Origin of the sequence: Desulfonatronovibrio magnus, from assembly GCF_000934755.1 — a bacterium.
Lineage (GTDB): Bacteria > Desulfobacterota > Desulfovibrionia > Desulfovibrionales > Desulfonatronovibrionaceae > Desulfonatronovibrio > Desulfonatronovibrio magnus.
Genome location: NZ_KN882187.1, coordinates 12,525 through 29,667 on the forward strand (window position 1 = coordinate 12,525; position 17,143 = coordinate 29,667).

At 43.2% G+C, this 17,143-nt stretch carries 16 protein-coding genes; 7 read left to right on the top strand and 9 right to left on the bottom strand.

All coding sequences use genetic code 11. The features are described 5' to 3' along the window. The first annotated feature begins 422 nt into the window (after positions 1 to 422). The 5 genes from LZ23_RS20795 to LZ23_RS20820 all read left to right on the top strand — a co-directional run bounded on the left by LZ23_RS20795 (position 423) and on the right by LZ23_RS20820 (position 5,528). On the top strand, positions 423 to 1,493 hold the full coding sequence (locus tag LZ23_RS20795) for an RpnC/YadD family protein (protein WP_045217340.1): 1,071 nt from the start codon (positions 423 to 425) through the stop codon (positions 1,491 to 1,493). 1,207 nt (positions 1,494 to 2,700) lie between these two features. Then, entirely contained in the window at positions 2,701 to 3,468 is a 768-nt protein-coding gene (locus LZ23_RS20805; RefSeq protein ID WP_045217342.1) for an ADP-ribosylglycohydrolase family protein, read from the top strand. Positions 3,469 to 3,909: 441 nt separating this feature from the next. Further along, a complete protein-coding gene (locus LZ23_RS20810) occupies positions 3,910 to 4,368 on the top strand; it encodes an NfeD family protein (protein WP_045217343.1) in 459 nt (152 codons plus the stop codon). Positions 4,369 to 4,380: 12 nt separating this feature from the next. After that, the gene (locus tag LZ23_RS20815; RefSeq protein ID WP_045217344.1) at positions 4,381 to 5,319 is read left to right on the top strand and encodes an SPFH domain-containing protein; all 939 of its coding nucleotides are present in this window, start codon (positions 4,381 to 4,383) and stop codon (positions 5,317 to 5,319) included. Next, a complete protein-coding gene (locus LZ23_RS20820; protein WP_045217346.1) occupies positions 5,319 to 5,528 on the top strand; it encodes a cold shock domain-containing protein in 210 nt (69 codons plus the stop codon). The genes LZ23_RS20815 and LZ23_RS20820 overlap by 1 nt, the downstream gene beginning before the upstream one ends. A gap of 132 nt (positions 5,529 to 5,660) precedes the next feature. On the opposite strand, the gene LZ23_RS20825 is transcribed toward LZ23_RS20820, so the two are convergent. The 3 genes from LZ23_RS20825 to LZ23_RS20835 form a co-directional block, all read right to left on the bottom strand. Next, complete coding sequence (locus LZ23_RS20825; protein WP_045217347.1) at positions 5,661 to 6,758, bottom strand: zinc-binding metallopeptidase family protein; 1,098 nt, start codon at positions 6,756 to 6,758, stop codon at positions 5,661 to 5,663. 299 nt (positions 6,759 to 7,057) lie between these two features. Further along, the gene (locus LZ23_RS20830; RefSeq protein WP_045217348.1) at positions 7,058 to 7,477 is read right to left on the bottom strand and encodes a hypothetical protein; all 420 of its coding nucleotides are present in this window, start codon (positions 7,475 to 7,477) and stop codon (positions 7,058 to 7,060) included. 241 nt (positions 7,478 to 7,718) lie between these two features. Continuing rightward, positions 7,719 to 10,058 carry a DNA polymerase III subunit alpha gene (locus LZ23_RS20835; protein ID WP_052507587.1) on the bottom strand — a complete coding sequence of 780 codons (2,340 nt, stop codon included), beginning with the start codon at positions 10,056 to 10,058 and terminating at the stop codon, positions 7,719 to 7,721. Between the two features lie 638 nt (positions 10,059 to 10,696). On the opposite strand from LZ23_RS20835, the gene LZ23_RS20840 reads away from it, so the two are divergent. Further along, complete coding sequence (locus LZ23_RS20840; protein ID WP_052507588.1) at positions 10,697 to 11,074, top strand: hypothetical protein; 378 nt, start codon at positions 10,697 to 10,699, stop codon at positions 11,072 to 11,074. Further along, positions 11,071 to 11,565, top strand: coding sequence for a ribonuclease toxin HepT-like protein (locus LZ23_RS20845; RefSeq protein WP_045217349.1), 495 nt, complete (start codon positions 11,071 to 11,073; stop codon positions 11,563 to 11,565). Before LZ23_RS20840 ends, LZ23_RS20845 begins: the two co-directional genes overlap by 4 nt. Positions 11,566 to 11,752: 187 nt before the next feature. Here LZ23_RS20845 and LZ23_RS20850 read toward each other — a convergent pair whose 3' ends face one another. The 6 genes from LZ23_RS20850 to LZ23_RS20875 all read right to left on the bottom strand — a co-directional run bounded on the left by LZ23_RS20850 (position 11,753) and on the right by LZ23_RS20875 (position 17,089). Next, positions 11,753 to 12,073, bottom strand: coding sequence for a hypothetical protein (locus LZ23_RS20850; protein ID WP_045217350.1), 321 nt, complete (start codon positions 12,071 to 12,073; stop codon positions 11,753 to 11,755). Between the two features lie 270 nt (positions 12,074 to 12,343). Then, on the bottom strand, positions 12,344 to 13,315 hold the full coding sequence (locus LZ23_RS20855; protein WP_045217351.1) for a hypothetical protein: 972 nt from the start codon (positions 13,313 to 13,315) through the stop codon (positions 12,344 to 12,346). Positions 13,316 to 13,545: 230 nt separating this feature from the next. Further along, positions 13,546 to 14,325, bottom strand: coding sequence for a hypothetical protein (locus LZ23_RS20860; protein ID WP_045217353.1), 780 nt, complete (start codon positions 14,323 to 14,325; stop codon positions 13,546 to 13,548). A gap of 81 nt (positions 14,326 to 14,406) precedes the next feature. After that, entirely contained in the window at positions 14,407 to 14,676 is a 270-nt protein-coding gene (locus LZ23_RS24390; RefSeq protein WP_157493390.1) for a hypothetical protein, read from the bottom strand. Positions 14,677 to 14,873: 197 nt separating this feature from the next. After that, positions 14,874 to 15,716, bottom strand: a complete 843-nt coding sequence (locus LZ23_RS20870; protein WP_045217357.1) for a hypothetical protein — start codon at positions 15,714 to 15,716, stop codon at positions 14,874 to 14,876. Positions 15,717 to 15,841: 125 nt separating this feature from the next. Next, positions 15,842 to 17,089 (bottom strand): MBL fold metallo-hydrolase, encoded by a 1,248-nt coding sequence (locus LZ23_RS20875; protein WP_045217358.1) that lies wholly within the window; start codon positions 17,087 to 17,089, stop codon positions 15,842 to 15,844. Between the last annotated feature and the right edge of the window lie 54 nt (positions 17,090 to 17,143).

Here is a 17,143-nt window from a genome sequence, read left to right on the forward strand (position 1 = left end):
TCAGGAGACAGGGATCAGGGATCAGGAGACAGGAATCAGGGGCAGGGGACAAGAGTCAGGAATCAGTGGTCAGGAAGCAGAAATATAATAATCAGGGATGGAGAAATGGTTGTGGGTTATTGATCATACTGCCAAGCATGCGGCCAACTTTTTGTGATAAAAGTGAATCTTGAGCATGTGGTTCTTACTGATATATTGACAATCCTTTGCAAAATCCAAGGCTGAGTCTGTTTCGTTGTTTTTTCCATCACAAAATGTGGAGGCGGCTTCCAGCCGCCTGGCATTAAATAGCCTGCAGGATGCAGGCTCCACTTTAAAGACAGTTACATGCAGGTTCGGTCCCGGCCCGCCCGGAAGCAGCGCTCGCAAGCAACTCACAGTGAAACCTTGCATTATGTTCAACCTTTGATTAAAATATTCAAATGACTACATATTATATAACCATCGATGATTATGACGGCCCATGGAAAGAGGGTATGGATATCTATTTCAAGGAGCTGATGGAATTTTATTTTCCTGAAATTGCTGCCAAAATTGACTGGAAGCAAGGTTATGAGTTTTTGGACAAAGAGTTACAGAGTTTTGTCCGGGATGCTGATATCGGCAGGCGTCATGCTGACAAACTGGTCAAAGTATGGTCATTTGATGCCCAAGTTCTTTATGTTCTGATTCACATTGAAGTTCAAAGTGACAAAGACCTTGATTTTTCCAGACGAATGTACATTTACAATTATCGGATCTTTGACAAAAGCTACCTTCCAGTGACCATTCTGGCTATTCTTGGTGATGACCATCCATCCTGGCGCCCGGGACCATATAGTTTCAAGCAGTGGGGCTGCGAACTTCATTTTCAGTTTCCCATGGTCAAGCTTCTTGATTACAACGACAGAATCGATGAATTGCTGAAGCAGTCCAACCCATTTGCCATTATAACTGCTGCTCACCTGAAGACAAAAACCACCAAAAACAATCCGGAGGAGCGCTATTCGTGGAAATGGTCCATTGTTATGGCCCTTTATGAAAGAGGATTTTCAGCTGCTGATATTTTGCAGCTATATAGATTGATTGACTGGTTAATGATCTTACCAGAAGATTTGTCCCAGAGATTTACTGACAACCTTGTGGAATATGAGGAGGATAAAGAAGTGACATACGTAACAAGTGCTGAAAGACATGGGATTAAAAAAGGCAGGATTGAAGGTATTGAAATAGGCAGGGGTGAAGGTATTGAAATAGGCAGGGGTGAAGGTATTGAAATTGGCAAGATTGAAGGCGTTGAAATAGGCAAGGGTGAAGGCATGTTATCCCAAGCACGTGAAATGGTCCTTGACGCATTAGACACAAAGTTCAGTTCAAATATTCCCTCAGACATTGAGGAAAGAATCAAAAAAATGACCAGCAGGATGATGCTGAAACAACTGCTACGCTCCGCCATTCAAAGCAGCGACATAGATAGTTTCAGGAAATCCATTGATAAGTTGACGTCTGAATAACCGGTAGATTCTTGCCGTCCGTAATCCTCTGCCAGTCGGAAGGCTTGTCAAACAGCATATACAACTTGCTCTTTGAAGCTCCCTGCACTTACTTTGCTGAAGCGGACCTTATTTATGATTCATTGTTTGAACCCTTCCTGGATTCATCCGGTTAGAGCGTACTTTTGAAATTGATCAGTAACCTTCAAAGATGGATTGTCTAGTAAATTTCTTGTTGTTCCGTCATAAATCCTTATGCGGATTTTGGATCAGGCTCAGATAATTCGGCCGCGGGCCCGGCAATGACGAGGAAGTTAAGCCTTGACTCAGAACCAAGAATACTCTTTTTTTATTAGCCTTCCAGCGTTGAACTGGGAATGTCATTATTCAATCATGGCAGTCTCTGCAGTATGTTGAATAGATACCAAATCCCATAACTTTCCTGCAGAACATGGTTGCAGCGCTACATCTATACAAGAAAAATCTTCCATCCAAAATCAGAACTTTGTGCCTGGCACAGCTTCCTGCCCGGAGGCTTACAGCCCGGAGAGGGACTGTCCCAATTTCCAAATATGGGACTGCTCTTCAATGTGGAGTCGGCTTCCAGCCGCCTGGAATTAAATAGCCTGCAGGATGCAGGCTCCACTTATCAAGACAGTCGCTCTCACGTTCAGTCCCGGCTCACCTGGGTGAGACGCTTCTATATGAAATTTTTGCGGTATCATATTGTGTGGAGTAGATGTTTATCCGGCCTTAACCTCTTTCACAACCTCAACTAAATTTTATCAAGACAAAAAACACTCAATTACTGCGACACTGAAGCGTGAGACTTTGCTCTGCATAAAAGATCTTGAGTAATCCATATAAACACATTACCATGACTTTTGTTACTTAGGCAGTTTGCGGTCATTCTTAGAGAATCATTATGTACATTATGCTATAATTATATTTACTGAATACGATTAAAAATAACTACAGAAAACAGCCTGATCCATTAAGGGTAGAGGCGACCAGAAAGCCATCAGTTATCCTTTCCAGGCACACCAAGAGTGGCACAACGACACTTTGTGTATATTATAGCCTCGGCCACCCGGGACAGGCATTTTTGCAGACTTCAGACATCAAAACAGCCGGACTATCCGGCAGCAAAACAGCCAGTCCTCTTCCATCTTCAATAAAAGTGTCGCTGTAGTGCTATGACAAACCAACTCTTTACACTGGAGGATCAATGATCGGAGCCATAGCTGGAGATATAGTCGGGTCAGTTTACGAATGGGACAACATTAAGACAAAAGATTTTATCCTGTTCACCCCTTACAACAAGTTTACAGATGATACTGTTTTAACGGTAGCCCTGGCCGACTCCATTCTGACAGGCAAGCCGTATGATGAAAACATGAGACAGTTTTATGCCTGGTATCCAAATTCCGGATATGGAGGCAGCTTCAGGAAATGGGCAGGTAATCCTGAGTCTGGTCCATACAACAGCTGGGGCAATGGCGCAGCTATGCGCATCAGCCCTGTGGGATTTGCTTATGATGACATGGACACTGTTCTGGAAAAAGCCCGGGAATTTTCAGAATTCACTCATAATCATCCAGAAGGAGTAAAGGGTGCTCAGGCTACAGCTTCAGCAATATTGCTATCCAGACTTGGCAAGGGCAAAGAAGATATCAGAGAATATATTGAAGCTCATTTTGGCTATGATCTAAAAAAACATGTAGATGAAATCCGTCCATCCTATACATTTGATGTGTCATCTCAGGGTACTGTCCCTCAAGCTATCCGTGCATTTATTGACTCGGCAGATTGTGAGGATGCATTGCGCACTGCTGTGTCTCTTGGGGGCGACAGTGATACTCTTGCGTGCATTACCGGAGGCATTGCGCAGGCATTCTATAATGGCGTGCCAGAGGGAATTGAGTCCAGGGTTTATGACTATCTGGATGCTCGTTTAAAAGATATCACTTTGAAATTTATGGACAGATTTTTCTGAAATAATTCAATACACAGGAAAGTTGGAACGCATTAACTGTGAAACACAAGTCAGCATGCTTTGAGGGTAAGAGTGATGAGTCGTTGTATTTTTTCAAGGTGTAACTGGACAGTCAAAAGTTCTTGTGCAACCCCTTGAATTTATTGTCATTTTACAAGCTTTAGTAACTTACCGTTTCAACCCTGTAGAAAAAACAAGAAATTAATTTAACCTTGAAAGAGCAATGATGCCCAGGATCCTTATTCTTCAGCCTTCAGTCTTCAGCCTGAAAAGTAAGGTTATCGCCCAAACTTAACTATTCTGGTTAGATTGGGTTTTGGGCACAGCCCGCATTAGATATCCAGACGTTTTCAAAGCCTAACTATTTGAAATCATAATGTTTTTTTTGTTCAACTAATAACGATTAACTGATAACTTTTAACTCTCAAGGGATTAATTGTTATGATATTTCCTGCTTGGCTGATCTGGTTTATTCTAAGTGTTGTAATTGCATTTTTAGAACTATATTTACCTGGTTTTATATTGCTTTTTTTTGCAATAGGCTGCCTGTCAACAGCTGCAGCCCTGCTTGTTCTGGATATAGGTCTGACTCAGCAGATACTGATATTTTTGATAACCTCAATCACCTCCCTGTTATTCTTGAGGAAATGGATGATTCGGACCTTTAGAGGAACATCTTCTTCTAACAATGACGATGATTTTGATGATTTCCCTTACGGGGTTCAGGTTCAGGTGTTGCAGAAAATCTCACCCCGGAAAGCAGGACGAATTCAATACCGGGGAACTGCCTGGGATGCGGTTGCAGATGAAAGCATTGAGCAGGGGGAAACTGCAGAAATAGTCAGTTTTTCAGGCAATTCCAAACAATCATTTGTTGTTCGAAAAGTTAATCATATATAAGGAGTAAAGATCATGGAAGCTTCTCTTATCGCTATTTTAGTTTTAGCTGTTTTTGCTGTAGTGGTCATAGTAAAGTCAGCTGTAGTCATTCCTCAGAAGAGTGAGTATATTGTCGAGCGTCTCGGAAAATACAGCAGAACTCTTGGAGCTGGTTTTCATATTCTGATTCCCTTTCTGGATAAGGTAGCTTACAGATATTCCACCAAGGAAGAGGTCTTTGATATCCCCAGTCAGACATGTATTACCAAAGACAATGTAACAGTTGAAGTTGACGGATTGATTTATCTCCAGGTTGTTGACAGCAAATTATCCGCATACGGCATCAACGATTACCTTGTAGCTGCCTCGCAACTGGCTCAGACCACACTTCGTTCCTGTGTGGGCCGTATTGATCTGGACAAGACTTTTGAGGAACGCGAAACCATCAATATGCAGGTTGTGGAATCCATTGATCAGGCTGCCCAGGCCTGGGGTGTAAAAGTGCTGAGGTATGAGGTTAAAGATATTGTACCTCCGGAGTCAGTTAAAAAGGCTATGGAGGCCCAAATGACTGCAGAACGTGAGAAGAGGGCGGAAATTGCACGCTCTGAGGGTGACAGGCAGTCTACAATCAACCGGGCTGAGGGAGATCGTCAGGATGCTATTCTGCGCTCTGAAGGTGAGAAACAAAAAGTAATTAATGAAGCACAGGGAGAGGCTGAAGCAATTCTGGCTGTTGCCCGGGCTACTGCAGAAAGTCTCGCCCTTATAGCCGAGCAGCTGAAAGCACCCGGAGGTCAGGATGCAGCAAGTCTGCGGGTAGCAGAACAGTATGTTGGTGAATTTGGAAGGCTGGCAAAAGAGTCAAACACCCTGGTTATCCCTGGCAATATTGCAGATTTGGCCAGCATGGTAACGGCAGCCATGACTTCTTTGCAGAAGGTTACACTAAAGACTAATCCGGGCAGTTGATGCCAAAAATCTCTAATCTTCAGGATACCTATGGCTTTATTGAGTGCAAGCTGTTCAGCATAAACCTTTTCTTTCATAAAGAGGAATTGAAAAACATAGAGTTTGAAAAACTAATGATTGGAGATACCGTTGAGTTCATCCTGGGCGAAAACTACGATGGAATCTGTGCTGTAGCATGTAACAAATTGTTCGCCCCTAAAAGACTATGAATGACATTTCGAGAGTTCGAAACCAGGAACAGATAGTTGATGTCGTGAATCTGGCTCGCGAGATTTGGACTGAGCACTATGTATGCATTTCAACCTCTCATGCTGGACGATAATGGTCAACAGCATGGCAGGTCAACTTGCCTTTGCGTTGCAGCAGTCCTGTTGTGATGCGATAACCATATGCACCATCCTCAGCTTTTCAATAGCAAGACTGGAAAGAACAAAGGGATAGACATGATCATGGCCCATGCTTCTGTTCAGACAGTTCAGGGCATAGGTCAATGGAAACCAGTGCTCAATGAGGGATTGAAAATCTGTCTGTACGTAGGGATCAAAACCGGCCTCAGCTCTCAGGTGATCATCGCTTCCAGCCCTGGGACTGACCCTCAGGCCGTACTCATAAGCCGTCTCCATGGTGTCAACAATGTGCAGAAAGTGAGCCCATGACTCTGCCCAGTCCTCCCATGGATGGGTGCTGGCATACGCGCTGACAAAATACAGGGGCCAGTCGGCTGGCGGACCGTTTTCATAATGGCGCTGCAATGCATGAGCATAATCAAGGGTCTCGTCTCCCATCAGTGACCTGAAAGGCTCAAGCCACTTGTTGTCCCTTACTATCCTGTCCCAATAGTAGTGCCCGGATTCATGCCGAAAATGGCCTAAAATGGTTCTGTACGGTTCAGACATGTCATCCTTCATCTTTTCACGTGTTACAGGATCGGCCTCAGCAATGTTGATAGTAATTAAGCCTTCGGAGTGACCAGTGAGAACCCGGCCTGATTCATTGAATCTCGGCTCGCTGTCAGCAAGAAAATCAAATGCCAGTCCCGCAGGATCACTCATTTGCGGGACTACAGGCAGCCTCAGCCTGAGCAGACTGTAAACCAGCCTGCGTTTCTCAGTCTCAAGCCTGCTCCAGAGCTCAATATTGCCGGGAATGCTCAGGTCCGGAATGGTTCTGTTGAGCTGGCATGCTAAGCATAACTCGTTTGGGTCCATTGCCGGAACCATCCAGTTGCAGACCTGTTGTTCAAAGCGGTTGGCGCAGTGCCTGTAAGACAAACTGTCTAACCCTGCTCCTGCCATTCTCCAGGTTCCGTCAATGTCTTCTTCCAGGGTCTCAAGGTACATATTTTCAGGAACAAAACCCAGAACCGCTCCACAACGAACACATGAAAAATTTTCAAAAAATACAAGCTGATCACAGCTCTTGCACACAAAAAGACGCATTGACTCCTCCAGTGGGTGTAATAATTCTGGCAATAATAATTATATACTCATAAGCTTGAGATAATCAATAGATTTATGAGCAAAGCCAAACCGACAACTACCTTTGGACATTGTATTTTTAGCTCAGTCTCTTCTTGGAATAACCTCCTCCATCCCGCCAACCAGAGTAAATTTACGCTCATCCTTGAACCCCAGCAAATGCTGAACCTGGTCAAATATTCACCTCGTAAAGTTTCTTTCCATTTTACTTGGGCCTCTTGAACAAAGACTTTTCCGCATTTTTAAACCAATCAACCACCTTATTCATCCACATCCATACCTGGAATTTTACCAGGACAGGTCAGGATAAGGGCGTGGTTGTATTTTAATGATGCGCATTTTCCTGCAAGAACTGATTCGTCAAATTCTATTCTTGCAGGCTCTTTATGGTTCTTTTTCCTTGTGACCCTTTCCTTGGACAGCTTTGCGTCATGCTCTGCTCTGATTGCCATTATCTGCTGGTGTATAGCTTCGCTGAACTGAGGCAGCCTTGAGACAATCCGTCTTTTGACCAGGGGCAGGGGAGACACTACCTTTCCGGTATCCAGGCTGCGTAATTCTTTACCTTCGGCCTTGAGAAATGAAGTCAAAACTCCTTGCAGGTAATACATGTCCCTGCATTGCCGAATATTAAACTTGATTTTCCTGAGTCTGTACAATCCTCGAATGTAGTTGATCATGGTGACCCTCCTCTTTGCAATGGCTATATTTTTTGGGGTACATTTTATTCAGGATTTTCCTGGATATTTCGAACCAGCATGTTTTTTCATCTTATGATAAAATCATACTGCCACATAATAGTCAGAAAGACACTGAAATTTTTTAAAACGTAGCCAGAAAGTGTACTTTCCGTGATGTTCAGTGTCTTCCGTGGGCAAAACCTTCTTGTCTTTACTCGGTTGCGGGCGGAGTCCGCGATAATCACTGCTGCCCCAGTGCAATCTCCCCAGCCTGCTGGAATTCTTCCGGGAAATGAGCCTTGAGGAACGCTGTCTGGTAAGCAATCGTGGCGTAAGCAATGCTGTGAGCTTTGAGAAAGGTGTATGAAGCTGCCATTTCAAGAGCCCCAAATATCTGTTCTGCTGTTTCAAGAGAAAGATTTATTTGTGTAGCCCCTTTGATAAACTTTTCTTTCTGCTGCATCAGCACATCCGGCTTTCGTATGCTCAGGTCTCTTCGAAAAATTTCCGCGTCTTCAAGGGAATATCCAGCAATTTTATGAGCAATTTCCATCACCTGCTCATGATATATTATCATGCCATGGGTTTCCTTAAGAATATTATCTACTTCTGCATGAAAATGTTCAGCCGGACTCCGGCCATGCCTGAGCTTAATAAAGTCACTCATCATTCCGCTCTCCAAAGGTCCCGGCCTGTAAAGGGCAAACATAGCTGCCAAGTCTTGCATACGTTCAGGCTTTAACTCAATCAAGCATTGCCGGACACCATCGCCTTCCATTTGGAATGCCCCGTCTGTGTGACCCTGCTCTATAAGGACAAAGGTCTTTGCGTCATCTAATGGCAATTTATCCAGGTCTGGAGCTTGTTTTTGGCTGGCTTTGATCAGATCCAGGGTGCGGCTAATCAGGCTCAGATATTTCAGGCCCAGCAAATCAAACCCTGGGAAGCCCAGCCTTTCCAGGTCGTTATAGTCATATTGAGCAATAAGTTCATGGTTTCTGCCCCTGTATAAAGGCAGATAATCCTGTAAATTTTCATTGGATATCACTATTCTTGCCGCATGGCTGGTAATATGACGTATCAACCCTTCAAGCCTTGTGCAGATATCAAAACACCTCTGCATCTTTTCATTGTCATTCATTATGCTGCGCAAAGCTGGTTCCATTTCCATAGCTTTACTGATGGTCATGCGCGGTTCCTGGGGAATAAGCTGGATAATCCGTTCTGCCTGTTCGGGACTTATTCCTATAACCAGGCTCACATCTCTGAAAACTGCTCTGGCTCTCATGCATATAAAAACAGAAATGTATACCACACTGTTCTGACCGTATTTTTCAAACACATAATCAAAAACTTCTTCCCGGCGCTCCTGACATAAATCCACATCAATATCCACAACACCTGCTCGTTTAGTATTACAAAATCTTTCAAAATGAAGTTTATGCAGAATAGGGTCAATGCCGGTAATCCCAAGGGCATAAGCTGTCATGGAGCCCGGAGCTGAACCCCGGCCAGGCCCAACAGCGATACCCCTGCTCTTTGCCCATGCAACATAGTCATAAACCACAAGAAAATACCAAGACTTGCCTTGTTCGCAGATAATTTTCAATTCTTTATCAAGCCGGGTGAAATACTTTTCTCTGTCAACCGCGTAAGGCAGACTGGCCAGCTTTTCTTCAAGGCCGTTGCGGGCCAGAGCAATAATTTCCTTATCAAGGGTATCTTCAGCAGATGGCGTATAATGTGGCAGGTGTCTTTTCGAGAAACCCAGATCAAGATTGCATTGCTCAACGATTGTCTGGACATTTTCCAGGGCGGCGGGACAATGGGAGAACTCCTTTTCCATTTCTTCTGGCGACTTGAAATACAGCTCTTTTGTATCCAGGTTATCCAGGTCTTGTTCATCAAGACATTTAGCACTTTTGAAGCATTTTAATACTGCATGGGCTTCAGCATCCTGAGGAGTGAGATACCTGCAGTCATTGGCAGCCACCAGGGGCAAGCCGGTCTTTTCGGACATTTCCATAAGTCTCTCATTAACCTCTGCCTGTTCTTCAAGTCCGCTTGCCTCAAGCTCAAGATAGAATCTGTCCGGATAAATCCGGGCATATTGCATTGCTGCTTCAAGGCCTTGATCAAAACCTTTTGCGCGAAGCAGATACTGGACCTCTCCTTTCAGGCAGGCTGAAAGAGCAATTATGCCCTCTGAATATTTCTGAAGCATATCCTTATCTACCCTGGGCTTGTAGCAAAAGCCCTGCAACCAGCCGGCACTGACCAGTTTGACCAGATTATGGTATCCACGCAGATCCATGGCCAGCAGCACCAGATGATAATTAAATCCGTCCTGGTCAGTAATTTTGCCGGGAACCAGGTTGATCTCACAGCCTATGATGGGCTTTATGCCGTATTCCCGGGCCGCTGAGTACAATTTCATGGCCCCAAAAAGGTTGCCGCTGTCAGTAATGCTTACAGCAGGCATTTTATATTCAGCAGCTTTGGAGCAAAGCTCCTCAATCCTTATGCATCCTTCAAACAGACTGTATTCCGTATGACAATGCAGATGTGCAAATCCTGACATGGTTCTACCTCCCTTTTGCGTTTAGACAATAATTTTGATCCTTCCAGTTTGTGCGTACTTGCTTGAAAAAAAAAGAATATCTCACGCCCGGCCTAAGAAGGCCTTGAGCCGCCCCGGTGAAATCCGCTACGCTGAGACTGCGTCTATTTCACTGGGCAGGCAGAGCAAGGCAGGAGTAAGAGTTTCAACGTTCATATCCACCGAGCCGGTGTATATGGATTGCAGGCTCCCCCCCCGGGGCGGAGGACCTTTTTCATTACTGCGCTTCGCAGAAATGAAAAAATGACTTCTCTTCTCAGCGCCCTCGGCGACTCAAGCGAATCTTCGAGCGGGCGAGAGACAATAATTTCTTATGCCTTGGCTCAAACATACATTCAGCATGAATTGAAGCCTTTTTCCGGCAGCGTACGCTTTAGACGGATGATCCATAATTTTGATCCTGGCTGTTATATATGATTTGCAAAAAAGCATAAGTGCTCAGGACTTTTGGTACTGAGTACCCAGCCAGCATTTATTCACTGAGAAAAAATCCATTGCTTCCTTGCTTGGGGCTGAGTATAACAGGCAGGTATGACAAAAGTGGTCATATTAATTTTTTTTGGAGAATTATTGTTCAAAACTTTTAGACTGGGGTTTTGATGGATATTATCAGTTCCTCCGACATGGAGATTTACCGGCAATCCGCCAGAAAAAGACTGCTGGCTGTCCAGGAAAGCAGGCGCATCCGGCATGAACACGCCTGGGATGTGGCTCGCAGGGCTGCATCTCTGTTAAGAGAGCACTTTGCAGCTTCTCGTGTTGTAGTGTTCGGTTCCCTGTTACGTCCGGAGGTATTTGATGAACGTTCTGACGTGGATATGGCGGTCTGGGGAGTGGCAGATGAAAAGTACCTCCGGGCGGTGGCCGCAGTAACCGCCCTGGACAAAGAAATCAGTCTGGACCTGATCAAGATGGAGCCAGGACTTCAGAGCAATGTTGCCATCAGCAGTCAGATAGAAGCGGGAGTGGAGATATGAAGTTAGAGATCGGCCCTTACCAGGCCCTGGCGGGACGATTGGAAATGAGGATACAGGATGTGGGCCGAGTGGTGCAGAGGGTTTCCCTTTTAATGAAAAAGGCTGAAGAAACCGCTGATGATGGCTACCTGGACGGAGTGGCCCTCAATCTACACAGCTTTTATACCGGGATGGAATCATGCTTTGAGGAGATTGCCCGCACAATTGATGGGGCTTTACCTTCCGGATCCAATTGGCATCAGGAATTGCTTCAGCAGATGTCCGCCGACTTGAGGGAGTTGCGTCCTGCGGTTATCAGGCGCAGCACCAGAGATTGCTTAGACGAGTACCGGGCTTTTCGCCATCTGGTCAGAAACGTCTACACTTTCAACCTCAAGCCGGAAAGGCTGAAATATCTTGCTTCAGATGCAGGGACATGTTTTGAAGACTGCAAGCAGGATATAGAGAGCTTTTTAAACTTTCTACGAGCTTTATCTCAACAATCTGATTAGCAGCTTGCAAGTATCACTACAGCGACCCTTTATTGAAACTGAAAGGGGACTGACTCTTTTGCTGCCGTGTAGTCCGGCTGTTTTGTGGTTTGAGGTCGGCAAAAGTGCCTGTCCCCAGTGGCCGATGACGCTCCGCATGAGCGACTGGCAATGAAGCTTAGCGTATGTCATTCCCCAGTTGATGTGGTTATGTGCTTATTTCAAGGTATGTTTTCAACTCTTTTGCTAAATTTTCAGCCTCATCTTTTGTGAGATATGGAACCTTGATTGTCCGAGCCCAGAAAAAACTCTTTCCTGTAATTTCACAGACCTTCCCAAACGGCATAGCCCTTATAGCTTGTCCTTTCTTTGGAACTGATATGATGAATTCAACATCCCGATACGAAGTTGCGTCGTCCGGTGACTTTATGCTTCCATTCTTAACTCGGCCGGCAGCGACAAGACCTGTCCATCTGTGTGAAAAGAAAACGATATCACCGGGGTAAACGTATTCTACAAACCGTTTCAAACTTCCCCTTACTTAATTCAAGTTTATATAACATTATTTGCCCCACTTCTTACATTTTCAAAAATCATGTTTCTCTCGTTATAATGTGATTCCAATATTTAATTAGAAGTTGTTTATTCAGACATCTTAGACATTTGGCCAAAAAAGTTTAATAGATGACACAAGGAAAATATAAATTTCTTTAGTGCATAAATTATTATTCTAATTTGTTCGCGTTTTTATTTTTTGGTTTCCCCTCTCAATTTCCCAAAGCCAACGTACTGTCCGTACTTACTGATATTTTGAAACAAGCTTGGGAAATGTCTGCATTTCTTCCGCAAATTCTCGGGCATACAGAACATGCTCAGTGAGCATTTCCTGAGATTCTGCCCAGAAAGTCATTCTGCTTATAATTTCCTCTTTATTTTTTCTCATCCATTCCAACTTCAAAAAACCGTAATAAGCTAAAGATGGTCTGAATTCAAAATTCATATTTTCAAAAACAAACGATACCCCCTTCTTCTGCAGAACAATCATGTATGCTTTTCTTGCAAGCCAGAGATCAAAGCCCGGGAAATGAGGCACTCCATTAGGATGAGTCAGCGCAATTTTTTCTATAAGCGACAGATCTTGCCCATACCGGCCTGCATAGACCAGAGCAAAATATACAGCTGGGAATAGGTCATAAAACCTGTCCCACTCTTCATCGCTTATGTCTTCAATGGGATCACATACGCCTGTTTCTTCCATTTTTTTGTTCAGATCATTTTTCTTCTGATCCTGCCCAACCAGCCACCAGGAGTGGTAAAAATGCAGAAGCTCACTACACTGCTGCAGCAAATTCTCCTGGGATAAAAAACCTGACCACTTGTCGTGGGCAAAAACAAACTCAGGGCTGTACAAAAAGGTCAAGGAAGAACAAGGAAGGCGGTTCTTGATTACTGTGGGGTTAAATCTTGAACTGATAAATTTCTGATAGGCATGGTAATGCTTGACCAGGGTCATTTGAGGCAAGCTGCTCTTCATTGCTGAATCCGGCCTTACAGCAATCTCTTCTAAGGCCCGGCAATGCAGAATGTATAGAACCTCCTGCTCCATCTCCAGGTTACGGGCATATTTAAGGCTGTGCATCAGGAAATTGGTTTCCTGCGCATAAGGCTCAAGAATCATTGCATCATCCTGGTCCATCTGGGCTGGGGATCCGGAGATAACCTCTTGCCCCAAAAGGTCGAACATGACTTTTTCTATACAATATCCGCACATTGTAGGAATCCCCTTGCCTTAAACTGATTTCATTACATAAGATTGGTGTTGAACTGCAAATGAAAAAGCAGAATATCAGGTTGGTATGACGTTTCTGGTCACATTAAAATTGGTATATGAAAAATATTTTAACGAGGAATAATAATGGCTCTGGTGATTAAAAATGAGTCTGTTCAAAGCAAAGTTATCTACTACGCATGATAGATCTCATTGGCCGGATAAAGCTGACCTTAAACCAGTTTTTCCACATATCCGTTTTCTGGAACAGAAGTGAGACTTGTGAGCATATCTTTAAGCATTTTGAAAATGTCAACACCGCTCAGTTTCAATTTATTTCCATGAGGCAGAACATAGTCAGACACCCCATCATCAAACCGGGCTGCATCGCCATACCTTGGCCAGTCCCGGTAACCAGGGGAAGTATATGAGTATATTCTTTGCAGCATTTCTGAAAAAAACAGAGGCTGAATTCTTGAAATTTTGCTTTTGCCTGACGACCTCAACTCAAGCATCTTAAGCCGGGAATAAGCAACAGCCAAGGCCTCTTCAGTCATTGAGTCAAACTTGCTGCCGAAGAGCTGCCGGAATACATCACAGCTGAAATGAAACAGCTCATGCCACCAGACTTTTAGAACAACTAACTCGGCAGAATGCTTAAGATCATTTTTGGATACAAATATATTCCTGTTAGCCAAAAGGACTTCATTTACAGCACGCCAGAAAAAATTACGTATATTATTCTCATACAAAGCCACGATGCCCGGGCTATGCATTGGCGTATATGATCCGAGTAGAATTCGATGCTCTATGGGATATTCAGAAACTATATCTACCGGCTGATCAAGAAAGTCCTCCAGTAACTTTTCCAAGTTGCCATGGCCAAGAATAGTATCGATCATTCTGTGGTGGACAGCATCTGAGTAAGGGCCATCATAATCAACGTCATCTCTTATTGCGATTTGATCAATTTCTTTGTGAAGAATTTTTGTCATGTCTTTTTCAATGGTCATAATTACAGCGATCCTTTACTTAAGTATTGTAGAAGGTAGAATTGCACTACAGCATCAGTTTGGATAATTCGGGTTTTGATTTCAGATTTCCCATTCATGGCTGGGATCAGGAATATAGGTCAGATCAAGCCCAGTACCCCCTTCAAGTGGAGAATATGAAGGCTTTGTAGTCAGGAACTCCTTCACGATCCAACCCTCAGGAACCTTCAGTCTTTGTAGAATCAACTTGTAATTAGGATTACTTGTGGTATTTACATTTTCCCAACAAACATCAAACTCTAAATCATGCCAGACATTGTGAGCATCAGGAAAAAAAATGATGGAAGATCTTGTAAATTGCCTCCCTTTCACAAACAAATGCCTTAACAGCCAACCTCCATGGACTTTTTTAAAATATGACCTCTCATATGAGGTTGTATGACAAAAAATATCCCAGAACTTATCCTGAGTGTAACATGGTCTTTTGTGGTTTAGGTTTTGATTTTTGACTGAATTGATTAAGCTCATAATTGGGTCCCCCAAATCTTGAAAAAGGAAACATCTACAAATTACAGAACTTGTGCGCATTTCCAAATATTTTCTGGCACAACTTCCTTTATATTTCCTATAGAATACATTTTAATTCCTGAGTATGCAGAATTATCTATTACCAGTTTTTTTAATCTCCCATTTTTTTGGTCCCTATCAAACCCAAAAATTAATAAAGTTACCTTATCATCAATAGTTTCGGGCTTAGGCAGAGATAAATTAAAGATATTATTGATTTCATCAACATAATTAGCATATTCTGAAAGTATTGATATTTTACTTTTAGCTAACTGTGATTCATATCTATTAATCTGTCTTACCACCTTAGGAGTAGATTTTGACCATATTTCTTTATTAGAAAAATGTTTTGCCTCAACAAACTGAAGTGATTTGGTATCAATATTAAACAATAGCAGATCTATCCTATCATGTGTATTATCATCTTCTGTTGATGAGAAAGAAATTTCAATATCCAAAACTACGACCTTACTATTGGATAAATAAGAATGTTTATGATATAATCTTGAAACACCTTCAGATTCGTAACCTGAATAATTTGAACAATTCTCTTTAATTCTCTGATAATTCTCTTCGAAATCTGATGCCAGTTTGTAGTCTGATAATTCTTTTTCAGTCAAATAATCGCTCCCATTATGGGAAATGACCGAAGCATATTTCAAGTGAGTTTTAAAGCCCTTTCTGTCGTAGCCGAAAAGCTTTCCACCTTTGTGATACATATCAATGCGATTGTCTCGTATAGCAAGAAAAACCTCACCATTTACACAATCCTGTTTAATTTTGTTCAACCATAAACTGCTTCCTGCCAAATTGTTTTTAATAAGCGCTCCTAATCGTCTCTTCATGTTTTTATCCTCCATGATATTTCGATAATTTCAAAAAAATGCTCACATATCACTTAAGTAATTTTTAATTGACATGCCCTCTGTGCCATATTTTATTAGACAGTTATTCATCAAGAAAAATATCCTCACACCTCCCACCATTCACCATCACCATGCATTTCCACATTCCCAAATAGATCATGATACTTTTCAGGCATAAAGCTGTGAATTGGCACAACTCTGCCCGGATTAAGGGCCTGGACAAACGCTTTAAGGTCTGAAGGAGCAGCGTGACCGGAGGTATGGATGCTCTGTTTACTGATGCCATGGGTATTCAGCCAGTCCTTTACATAGTCATAATCACCCCGCTCCCAGTAGCCTTCCCATTGAGAATAGATATATGAAGCACCCTCCAGGCATTCTCCCCTGTTCAGATCCTTTATAAACAGGGGCCTGAAGAGCAAAGTGTATTTGTCCGGGCTTTGTTTTACTTTTTCCATGAAAACCCGATTTGAAGAATGGCGCTTGAGTTTGTCAAACCAGGAATTTTTAAGGATTTGCACGCGCTGGGCATGGGGAACAAGCAGGGACATTTCCGGCCAATGTGACTGTGGAATGTTTTGATTTTGAGTGGCTTCAAGGATTACGGCAGTATAAAGATCAATGAGCAAAATACGATTACTTCTTTTGGATGCCCGCATAATGGAGACAACCCGGTCGACATTCTGCCCTGATGCATGGACCATGGCCAGTCCCTTGGTGTTTGAAAACGCTTCAACCAGTTCACTTTCAATATCAGTCTCTGATGGAAAGCTGAGTCCCTGATCAATCCTGCCAAGGGTTGATCCTTCCATAAGTAAGGTGTCTATATTTCTTGGAGGCTTTGCTACAATGTTATTAAAAAGCTTGGCCTTACGGCCGTGTCCCCGGAAATCTCCACTATAAAAAATCTTTCTGCCACCTGCCTCAATAAGCAGGGCATAAGCATCATAAGCAGAATGATCCACCAGATAAGGTGTAATCTTGAATGGACCTGCATAGAATGATTTCCAAGAATCATACTCCCAGCCTTGGGGAATTGGCGGAAATTTGTCAGGGAGGAAAGGCAAGGCTGCTTCCATTATTCTCCGTGCAGCAGGACCCAGTCCAACCTTAATTTCAGGGGATATGTGTTTGAGCAAACCAGTATGGTCAAGGTGGGTATGGGACAGAAAGACGCCCAAAAGGTCTGGGGCGCTGCCGTCAAGCCCTTTCACCACTGGAAGCAGGGACTTGTCATTGGATTCTGAGTCAAGGGGAAGGCCAATGTCCAGAATAATGCGCTGACCATCCTGTTCAATTTCAACGCAGCTTCCACCTATCTGGTTGCTGCCCCTGTGAATGCAAATATTCATATAAACTCCTGGATATTTAAATAATGACAAAAAATCAAGAATATTGTAACTGAT